Origin of the sequence: Flavobacterium sp. (assembly GCF_044361065.1) — a bacterium.
Taxonomy (GTDB): domain Bacteria; phylum Bacteroidota; class Bacteroidia; order Flavobacteriales; family Flavobacteriaceae; genus Flavobacterium.
In genome coordinates this window covers 1-9515 of record NZ_JBIKJI010000079.1, presented here as the reverse complement: position 1 = coordinate 9515, position 9515 = coordinate 1, and the positions used below count along the sequence as shown (strand labels likewise).

Sequence of the window (9515 nt, the reverse complement as noted above, 5' to 3'; positions counted from 1 at the left end):
CACCTATGAAAGGTGTTTTTGTAAACGGAAAATTAAACGATTTTGTGTTTGAAAAAATGGAACTTACCGAAAGTGGCATTGTTGCCTTTATTACTTCATCAGGTTCAATGAAAATTACAATTGATGGAATGGAATAGGTATAGGTAAAAGGGATTAGGTATAGGGTATAGGGTATAAAGTAAAAGACGCTTTTAATAAAAAATTATTGAACTACTTCTTTTTTCTTTTGTTTTAATCGCCATACTGCGTAAAAAACACCCGCTACTAAAATATATGGGATAGCCATTAAGTACACAATTCCGTCATTAACACCTTCGGCAACTGCTTTGTTTGCTTCGTTTTGTAAAGAAGCTCTGCACATAGCACATTGTGCGTTTCCTTCAAGTAAAAAGAAACAAGTAAAAAGTAAAAAATAAAACTTTTTTTGTAAATACTTTTGACTTTTGACTTTTGACTTTTGACGTTTTGCGTTACTTAACATAATATGGCGAAATCATTACATAAACCACCACACCTGTAATGGCTACATATAACCAAATAGGAAAAGTAATTCTTGCTAATTTTTTATGCTTATCAAATCGATACGCTAAAGCTCGAACATACGTAATTAATACTAAAGGAATAATAATTACTGAAAGTGAAATATGTGTAATAAGAATAAACAAATAATTATATCTTTCAAAACCAATTGCTATTCTTTCTGATTCTTCTAAGATAGAATTATGGTTTGTATCACCAAACACAGCGGAAATTGAAGTCATATGGTACGCCACATACATTAATAAAAAAGCTAAAGAACAAGCAATAGCTGTTTTCATTAAATATTCGTGTAGTTTTCTTTTACCGTTTTTTATAGCTAACACGGCTATAACTAATAAAACCGCGGTAATTCCGTTTATAGTTGCATAGATAGGTGGTAAAAAGTTTAAAGGTTCCACATCGTACCCTAATTTTCTTAAATTCACACCAAATAAAGCAGCTACAGCAATTGGAATAATAATAGATACAGCTGTTATTAGTTTATTGTATTTTGTTTCGATGTTGTTTTCCATTTTAATTATTTTTTTCGAACACAGATTGAAGAAATTATATTAATTTCTAAAATTCATATAATAAGTTATTAATTTTTATAATCACTCTTTTAATAATAATTTAATATCTTCTTTAATGGCATCAATTCCTGATTGTTCAAGGCCATCGTAATACATAATTGGGTTACCAAATTTATCTTTTCGACATCTGATATTTCCTTCTTTATCAATTAGGGCAAAAAGTCCTGAATGTTCGAAACCACCTTGTGCTTTATCATTTTTACCGGCAAAGATATTAAATCCTTTATTTGCAATACTCATAATATACTCATAATCACCTGTTAAAAAATGCCAATTCGAATGTTTTACACCTAATGATTTAGCGTGCTCTTTTAAGGCGGCGGCTGTATCATTTTCGGGATCTATAGTGATTGAAGCAATTCCGAAATTTAAGTCGCCATAAAAAGTTTCTTGCAATTGCAACATATTTTGATTCATTTTCGGGCAAATTGTTGGACAAGATGAAAAGAAAAATTCAACCACATAGACTTTTTCCAAATATGATTTATCTGATATTTTCTTACCGTTTTGGTCTGTTAGTTCAAAAGAAGGTACTTTAGCTAATTTTTCTAAACCGCTATCTTTAAATCTTTCAGTTAATTCTTTTACTGTCCAAATTCCAAACAATAAAACAATAAATGATATTCCTATATATGAGTTTTTTTTCATGAATCAATTAATTTATTCTAAGCATTAAGTTATCTATTTTTTAATTACCTCTTGTTCAATTTTATCTCTAAAATCATCTTTACGTTTGTTCTTTTTTAAAGCCAAACGGTATTCGCGAAGTAATATTTTAACATCATCTGACATTTCATTATGTAACTCTGCAGCAGAAATGGTGTTATAACATTCTCTATATTCTACTTTCCCTTTAATTTTCTGACCTTTTCTTCCTCTTAAACTTTTTTCTTTATCTAAAATATACACAAAAGGAGAGCCTGTAAATGCATCTAATTTATTTTTAAATTTAAAGGTATTATAGTACGATTCAATAGCTTCAGGTTTTCCGAAAAGAAAATGCCAATTTTTTAAATCATTTGAGAGTCTTCTAAACTCCAACATTATGGCTTTAATTTTTTCTTGATTGCCATCTGGTAAAATCATCACCATTTGAAAATCTTTAAATCCGCCATATTTATTATAAATTTTCTGATTTAAGTTAAATAAATTCGCTTTTACTTCTTCGATATTACTTCCTGGAAAACCTAAAACAGTAATATTTTTATCTAAAACCACTTTCTCACCATTTAATGAAACAAATTCATTTGAAAGTTCAGTATGATTTTTTGAAATAACGGGTAGGAATAAGGAATTGTGCGAGGCTGTTGCGAAAAACATATAAGCCACTATTGGCAAAATGAAGAGTACAGTTAATACGATATATTTTTTCACTACAGAAAAGTTAAATATTGATATACAAAGATAAAAAAAATCCCGTTTCAATATAAATCGGAACGGGATTATTATTATTTATTTTATTAAAACATCCATTTGTAATGAGAATTTTCAAATACTTCAAAAATATAATCTGCTTCAATTAAAATAATAAAACATAAATATAAAATTAAGAATACTAATGGAGCTACAACAGACCAGCGTAAACTTTTCTTTTCACCTTCTAAGTGCATAAAAGCCCACATAATATAATATGCTTTTACGATTGTTAAAATGATAAACAACCAGTTAAGTAAACTCATTTTAATAAAAGTTCCAAAAAATAAAGCATCTGGTTTTGTAATACCAAAATAAACTTCAACTGTTGTAATGATAGATAAGATTCCGAATACTGTCCAGATTCTTTTCATATTAGATTCGTGTGCGTGTGCCATAATATTTTATTTTTACTAAAAATTAAACTAAATAGAAGAATGTAAATACAAACACCCATACTAAATCGACAAAGTGCCAATATAAACCAACTTTCTCAACCATCTCATAACTTTTTCTTCTTTCATAAGTACCTAATAATACGTTAAAGAAAACTAAGATATTTAACATTACACCAGAGAATACGTGGAAACCGTGGAAACCTGTAATGAAAAAGAAGAAATCTGCGAATAATTTATGACCGTACTCGTTTCTAATTAAACTTGCACCTTCAACAACTAAAATTGCGTCTTTCAATTTAGTTTCTGATTCAGCACGAGAAAGTACTGTTTTTTCTTTTTTCTTTGTAATGAATTCTGTTCTAACCAAAATTTCAGGATGTGATTTAAATCCAGCCATTACTTCATTAACAGAGTATTGTGGTAATTCGTGGTCTTCTTCCATAAACCAAACCCCTTTATCTCTTGTTAACTGCTCTCTTTCTTCAGGTAAAGTAGCAGCAAATTCTTCTAATTTGACTCTTTTGTATCCTGTTTTTTCAGATTTATCTACTTTCACAAATTGTAAAATAGAACCTCCAGCCGTTTCTACTGCACCATACTCACCTTTGATGAAATTCTTCCATTCCCAAGCTTGAGAACCTAAGAACATAAAACCACCAATTACTGTAAGTAACATATAAACAGCAACTTTTGTTTTTTGTAATTTATGACCTGCATCAACAGCGATAACCATCGTTACTGATGAAAAGATAAGGATAAACGTCATCAATGCCACATAGTACATAGGTGCGTTTACACCGTGTAGAAATGGAAAGTGCGTAAATACCTCATCGGCAATTGGCCAAGTTTCGATAAATTTAAATCTTGAAAATCCGTAAGCAGCGATAAAACCTGAAAAGGTTAAAGCATCTGATACGATGAAAAACCACATCATCATTTTACCATAAGTGGCTCCCATTGGTCCTGGACCTCCGTCTAAAGCGTGTTCATTATTAACCGTAGCGCTCATATAATAGTTATTGTTAAAAAGTTCCCAAATTTATTGATTTTTTTCTATTTGAAAAAATAGAAAAATAAAAACAAGTAAACCCAAATAAAATCCATAAAGTGCCAATAGATGCCACTTAGCTCAATACCAAGGCATTGCGATGAATTGTATTTTTGTTTATAATGATTATAAATTACATAAATTAATGAAATCATACCTCCAAATAAATGTGCTACGTGTACAAACACAAAAGCATACAAAAAAGAGACCGTTACTTTACTTGAAGAACCAAAAGGAACTAACCCTTGATTAAACAACAAATCAAATCCTTTAAATTGAAGATAGACAAATGATATTCCTAAAGCTAACGTAAGTAATAAATATACTTTTGTTAAAGAATGATTATTAGATTTAATGGCTCTTTTTGCCAAATAAAAAGTAACACTGCTTATTAGCAATATTATTGTACTGTACGTAAATGTTGTAGGAATAACTAACTCTTTCAACCAATCTGGGCGTTGTTTGCTCACCACAAATGCACTGGTTAATCCTGCAAAAATCATTATTATGCTTATCATTGCAAAATACAATAACATTTTATATGTTTTTGCTTTTTTATCGTAAGCTTCTTGTTCTGAACTACTTTTCATTTTTATTTGTTTAAACACATTTTTAATATAGAAATTTTGTGTTCTATATTGTTTATTTCTTGAATTATACAAATTTATCAATTACATATATAATTTGCAACAAAGTTATGTAAGTTACGCTTACTAACATTAATTTTTTTGCAGTTTTTGCATCTCTATTTTTATATAATTTTATGGCATAAAATAGCATCCAACAACCTAATAAAAAAACCACAACTGCTGCTGCTACGGACAATTGCAAAGCTCCTGTAAATCCAAATACTGGCAAAATAGATGCAACCATTAGCCAAAAAGTATATAAAATAATTTGTATGGCTGTTTTATTATCTCGTTTTCCTGTTGGCAACATAAAAAAACCGGCTTTTTCATAGTCTTCAAATAAAAACCAACCTATTGCCCAAAAATGTGGAAATTGCCAAAAAAACTGAATTAAAAATAAAGTCCCCGCTTCAATTCCGAAACTTCCTGTGGCTGCTACCCATCCTAACATAAAAGGAATAGCGCCTGGAAAAGCACCTACAAAAACAGATAAAGGCGTTAATGTTTTTAATGGCGTATACAAACTTACGTACATAAATATAGAAATAGCTCCAAACATTGCCGTTTTTGGATTGATAAAATACAATACAACCAAACCAATACACGTTAATACAAAACCTAAAGTTAATGCATTATTCACAGACATTCTACCAGATGGTACAGGACGATTTTTTGTTCTGTCCATTTTCGCATCTAAATCTTTTTCTATAACTTGATTAAAAATATTAGAAGCGCCCACCATACAATAGCCGCCAATGGCTAATAATATTAATGTGATAACGCTAAAAGGATGTTTGTCTGAAAAACCTAACAAGTACCCCACAATAGAAGAAAACACTACACTTATTGCTAAGCCAGCTTTTGTAATTTCTTTAAAATCTAAGAAAATCGATTTTAATGTGACGGTAGTTGTTTTCAAAAGTGAATTTTTAATCGAGTGCAAAGATAGTAAGAAGATTTTGGTTTTCGCAATACTTAGTAAAGCAAATTCAAAATTTATAATTTAATAATTTCCAGAATCTAATACCCCGTCTGAAATGGATTTTGCTGCAGAAGTTCCAATTCGTTTTACACCTAATTGTATCATTTGAAGCGCTTCTTCTTTTGTTTTGATACCACCAGACGCTTTCACTTGTAGTGGAAATGCATTTTCCAACATCGCAATAATTGAGGGAACCGTGGCGCCATTTGGCAATCCGTTTGATGTTTTATAAAGTCCCGTAGACGATTTCACAAAAACCGAATCAAAGTCTTTTTCAGTAAAGTTAGCAACTACTACATTTTTTATTAATGAAGTCAATTGAATAATTTGCGAGCCATTTAACGCTGCAACTTCAATAATCCACTTGATTTTTTTACGATGCGCTAATGCTAATTTTGTTCCTTGCAGCACTTCTTGTTTTACTAAATCAATTTTACCTAATTTAAAGGCTTCAAAATTAATTACAAAATCCAATTCATCTACTCCGTTTTCAATGGCAGTTTTGGCTTCACTTATTTTTTCTTCAATAGAAAAAGTGCCTTCTGGAAATCCAATTACGGTGCCAATTAACACTTTTGAAGCGGCATCTACCAATTGCTTCTTAGCATCAACAATTTTATCTGGACAAAGCATAACTAACATAAACTTTTCTTCAATTGCTTCGCGTACAAAATCATTAACAATTTGATTGTTTTCTTTTTCAGAAACGCCCGCTTGTTTGGCTGTTTTTAAATACGTTGAATCTAAGTAATGCTTTATATTCATTATATGAATTTATTGATTAAACAAAAAACATCTCAACTAATGTGAGATGTTTTTGTTTTGTATAACGTGGTAAGATTTTACTAATATAAAACTTGTTATAGCGCCTAAGGCATTTGCAACAATATCATACCAATCAAAAGCCCTGTTTTGTGTAAAGTTTTCTTGTAAAAATTCAATACTAATTCCTAACAAAAATGCTATGAAAAGAACGATTAAAAAATATCGTAATGAAATGTGTTTTAAACTCATAATCCATAAGAAAACAAATACAAAATAGAATACAAAATGTATAATTTTATCTATATTCTCAAAGGAAATTATTGGCAAACTTGGCGTATCGTTTAAACACAAATAAATAATTAGAAGTGTCCAAAAAATGGCACAAATTTTAAAAAAATTATGCCCCAATAAGTGCCGCGTAATCTTCACTTGATAGTAATTGTGCCGCTTCAGAAGCATCAGATATTTTTACTTTTACCATCCATCCTGCACCATATGGATCAGAATTTACAGCTTCTGGATTACTTTCTAAGTTGTCATTAAACTCGATAATTTCTCCACTTACTGGTAAAAATAAATCTGAAACCGTTTTAACTGCTTCCACAGTTCCAAAAACTTCATCTTTATCTAAAGTTTGGTCTAACGTTTCTACTTCAACATAAACAATATCTCCTAATTCTTTTTGAGCAAAATCAGTAATTCCTACTGTTGCTACATCTCCATCAATTGAAACCCACTCGTGGTCTTTTGTGTACTTTAAATTCGCTGGTATATTCATCTTATTAATTGTGTTTTTATTTTAGCAAATGTAAATTATATTCTTTAAAGTCGCAAGTGATAAAGTTGTAAAGTCGAAAGTCAAAAGTCGAAAGTCGTAAAGTGATTGACATAATGACTTTCAGACATTCGGCTTTCGACTAATATTAATTTCCGAAATTATATCGTAATGTAAATCCAGAACGGATATTTGTTAACGGGAAAGCTGTTGATATAACCGCTTTAGAAAACTGATGATCGTAAAAGAAAATAGCTGTAAAATTCTTACTGAAAGAATAATCTGCAGTTAACTTGAATGACCAAATATTTTGACCGCCACCTAATTGATTGTTGTTATAATCTAAATATCGAACAATTGTCATATTCTCTCGTAATGTGAAATCGGCTTTTAGATTAATATCACTCTTAATCATCCCTTGCGCATTGTCAGCTAATTTTGAGTTAATTTGAACACCTTTAATTCTGTATCCTAAACGAACTGTATAATCATTTCCTTGCACTTCGGTTAATAGGTTGTTGTCAAAACTCATATTCAAACTTCTGTCTTTTTTAACTTCAGCCATCACATTAAATGAATTTTTCAATTCAAAACTCACGTTAATTAACGGATTAAATTGCTCGGTTAAATTGACATTTGAAGTAATGATTTCTGGAAATAAATTACCTTTTGTATCCGTTGGACTTGGATTTAAGTTACTTCTAAATGCGTTTACACTATAACTAGAACGATATCCGTGTTGTATCGAGAATTTTTTGAAATTATCTTTAAACCAAGCCATTTTCATAAATCCTGTATATTTCAGTGTCCAGTTTGGCAATGGAAAATTAGAAAATAAACCGTTTTGTACTTTATCCGTTTTGACACCAGTATAAGCAGATAAAAAAGCCGGCACTAAAACACGTTGGCTATTTTTGCCAAATTTGGTAGGAAAACCATCTAATTCTCTTGGAAAATTTGCTGTTCCATAATAATCTTCAGCTAAACGAGTTGCAATTGCGTATCTGTTTTTTCGGAATCTATCGAAAATTTCAGATTCATTTTCATCGCTTGCTTTGAAAGCTGTTTTTATCATCACGGTAGAAATACTAAAATTTCCTGTACTAAAAGGTGCTCTTGATTGATAGTTTCCGCCAACAGCATCATATTGTTCAGAATAATTTTCAGTGATATTTCTTTCTGCATTAATATCGATTCCTAAGTCGGGTATCAATTCTAATCTAGCAGTGTAATCTAATTTTTTAGATTTAATTTGAGAAAAACTCTGGTTAAACTCAGGATAATTGGTTAAGTAACCCATTTTTGCTGCTTCGTATCGAATATCAGCTTGATCCCCAAAGACAAATCCTAAAGTAGGTCTTGAACTTCCAAAAAACCCTAAACCTGGTAAATAACCTGGCAACAACGTTCCGCCAGATTCTGTATAATTAACCTGAATATTTTTTACAGAAGTTAGTAAGCCAATTGCAAATTTAGCAAACGCATTTCTCTCTTCCGTTTGAGGTTGTTTTGGCGCCGTATTGGTTACTTTTTCACCTGGTTTTGGCGGCGCTTTTTTAGTGTTTGCAGGTTGTTTTTTCTGTTTTTTTACTGTTAAACCTATATATTTATAAAACATATTCATATCTAATCCTGCATTTATTTTATGCGAATTGGCATTCTGAATAGTGTTTCCTAATTGATAGATCGTTCCGTCTAAGGCTTGAAAAGTTGAGAATGCATCTGAAGATCGTTGCCAACTATAATCTCCGGTATACACATAAGAAGTTTTAACAAAACTTAAAGCTGGAATTTTATTAATTGGTAAATCGTAATTAGCTGTTATTTGTTGGTTATGCGTGTTTGTTGTTCCAAAATTCCAATAATCGTTCCAAATATCTAAATCGTTAATTGGGTTATTTTGTGTGTCAAAATAATTACGAACAATATTATTATTCGCTGCTGTATAATTTAATTTTAATGATTTTGTGATTGGGAAATTTACGCCATACTGATAATTGAAGAAATAATTTCTTCTATATAAGGGATCCAAACCAATACCTTGAACATCAATTAATCTGAATTGTTGACGATTAAATTGTCTAGTAATATTTGAATTAAACGTTACGTTACTTGGCAAAAAGTTAAAATTAAAATCGCTTATTGCTTTATAATATCCGTTTTTCTTGAAAAATTTATTTTTCTTAAAAGGTTCAATAGATTTTGCTTTAAATGAATACGCATAATCTAAAGAGGTTTTTTGTTGTTGATCTACCAAATTTTCAACTTGAAAATCGTGATGTAACATTTCGTTGAAAGAATAAGAAAGCGTAATATTTTCTACATCATAAAAATGTTGTTTTTGATTGTCGCCTCTGTCTTTTTTTACACCAATGAAGTTCACACTAGTTCGC

Annotated in this window: 12 protein-coding genes; all 12 read right to left on the bottom strand. The window is 30.4% G+C overall.

The annotated features are described in order from the left end of the window. Positions 1–202: 202 nt before the first annotated feature. Positions 203–481: a hypothetical protein gene (locus tag ACIQ11_RS06190; protein WP_396153801.1), complete on the bottom strand. Its 279-nt coding sequence runs from the start codon at positions 479–481 to the stop codon at positions 203–205. Next, entirely contained in the window at positions 471–1052 is a 582-nt protein-coding gene (locus ACIQ11_RS06185; protein ID WP_396153799.1) for a DUF420 domain-containing protein, read from the bottom strand. Before ACIQ11_RS06185 ends, ACIQ11_RS06190 begins: the two co-directional genes overlap by 11 nt. An 81-nt stretch (positions 1053–1133) precedes the next feature. Beyond that, positions 1134–1760: an SCO family protein gene (locus tag ACIQ11_RS06180; RefSeq protein ID WP_396153797.1), complete on the bottom strand. Its 627-nt coding sequence runs from the start codon at positions 1758–1760 to the stop codon at positions 1134–1136. 33 nt (positions 1761–1793) lie between these two features. Next, positions 1794–2486 carry a hypothetical protein gene (locus ACIQ11_RS06175; RefSeq protein WP_396153795.1) on the bottom strand — a complete coding sequence of 231 codons (693 nt, stop codon included), beginning with the start codon at positions 2484–2486 and terminating at the stop codon, positions 1794–1796. An 86-nt stretch (positions 2487–2572) separates the two neighbouring features. Beyond that, positions 2573–2923, bottom strand: coding sequence for a cytochrome C oxidase subunit IV family protein (locus ACIQ11_RS06170; protein WP_396147978.1), 351 nt, complete (start codon positions 2921–2923; stop codon positions 2573–2575). Positions 2924–2945: 22 nt separating this feature from the next. Further along, positions 2946–3932, bottom strand: coding sequence for a cytochrome c oxidase subunit 3 (locus tag ACIQ11_RS06165; protein WP_353078300.1), 987 nt, complete (start codon positions 3930–3932; stop codon positions 2946–2948). 44 nt (positions 3933–3976) lie between these two features. Next, positions 3977–4561, bottom strand: coding sequence for a cytochrome c oxidase subunit 3 (locus ACIQ11_RS06160; RefSeq protein ID WP_353078298.1), 585 nt, complete (start codon positions 4559–4561; stop codon positions 3977–3979). Positions 4562–4625: 64 nt separating this feature from the next. Next, positions 4626–5519, bottom strand: coding sequence for a heme o synthase (gene cyoE, locus ACIQ11_RS06155; protein WP_353078296.1), 894 nt, complete (start codon positions 5517–5519; stop codon positions 4626–4628). A gap of 84 nt (positions 5520–5603) precedes the next feature. Continuing rightward, positions 5604–6347 (bottom strand): deoxyribose-phosphate aldolase, encoded by a 744-nt coding sequence (gene deoC / locus ACIQ11_RS06150; RefSeq protein WP_396153793.1) that lies wholly within the window; start codon positions 6345–6347, stop codon positions 5604–5606. Between the two features lie 36 nt (positions 6348–6383). After that, positions 6384–6806, bottom strand: a complete 423-nt coding sequence (locus ACIQ11_RS06145; RefSeq protein ID WP_396153790.1) for a VanZ family protein — start codon at positions 6804–6806, stop codon at positions 6384–6386. Next, positions 6745–7125, bottom strand: a complete 381-nt coding sequence (gene gcvH, locus ACIQ11_RS06140) for a glycine cleavage system protein GcvH (protein ID WP_396153788.1) — start codon at positions 7123–7125, stop codon at positions 6745–6747. Before gcvH ends, ACIQ11_RS06145 begins: the two co-directional genes overlap by 62 nt. Before the next feature lie 145 nt (positions 7126–7270). Further along, a partial coding sequence (gene sprA / locus ACIQ11_RS06135; protein ID WP_396153786.1) for a cell surface protein SprA occupies positions 7271–9515 on the bottom strand: 2245 nt, incomplete at its 5' end.

Coding starts and splice junctions, on each gene's coding strand:
- ACIQ11_RS06145 (WP_396153790.1), bottom strand. CDS start 6,806: ATGCTTCTGAAGCGGCACAATTACTATCAAGTGAAGATTACGCGGCAC.
- ACIQ11_RS06160 (WP_353078298.1), bottom strand. CDS start 4,561: ATGAAAAGTAGTTCAGAACAAGAAGCTTACGATAAAAAAGCAAAAACA.
- deoC (WP_396153793.1), bottom strand. CDS start 6,347: ATGAATATAAAGCATTACTTAGATTCAACGTATTTAAAAACAGCCAAA.
- ACIQ11_RS06180 (WP_396153797.1), bottom strand. CDS start 1,760: ATGAAAAAAAACTCATATATAGGAATATCATTTATTGTTTTATTGTTT.
- ACIQ11_RS06190 (WP_396153801.1), bottom strand. CDS start 481: ATGTTAAGTAACGCAAAACGTCAAAAGTCAAAAGTCAAAAGTCAAAAG.
- gcvH (WP_396153788.1), bottom strand. CDS start 7,125: ATGAATATACCAGCGAATTTAAAGTACACAAAAGACCACGAGTGGGTT.
- ACIQ11_RS06170 (WP_396147978.1), bottom strand. CDS start 2,923: ATGGCACACGCACACGAATCTAATATGAAAAGAATCTGGACAGTATTC.
- ACIQ11_RS06185 (WP_396153799.1), bottom strand. CDS start 1,052: ATGGAAAACAACATCGAAACAAAATACAATAAACTAATAACAGCTGTA.
- ACIQ11_RS06165 (WP_353078300.1), bottom strand. CDS start 3,932: ATGAGCGCTACGGTTAATAATGAACACGCTTTAGACGGAGGTCCAGGA.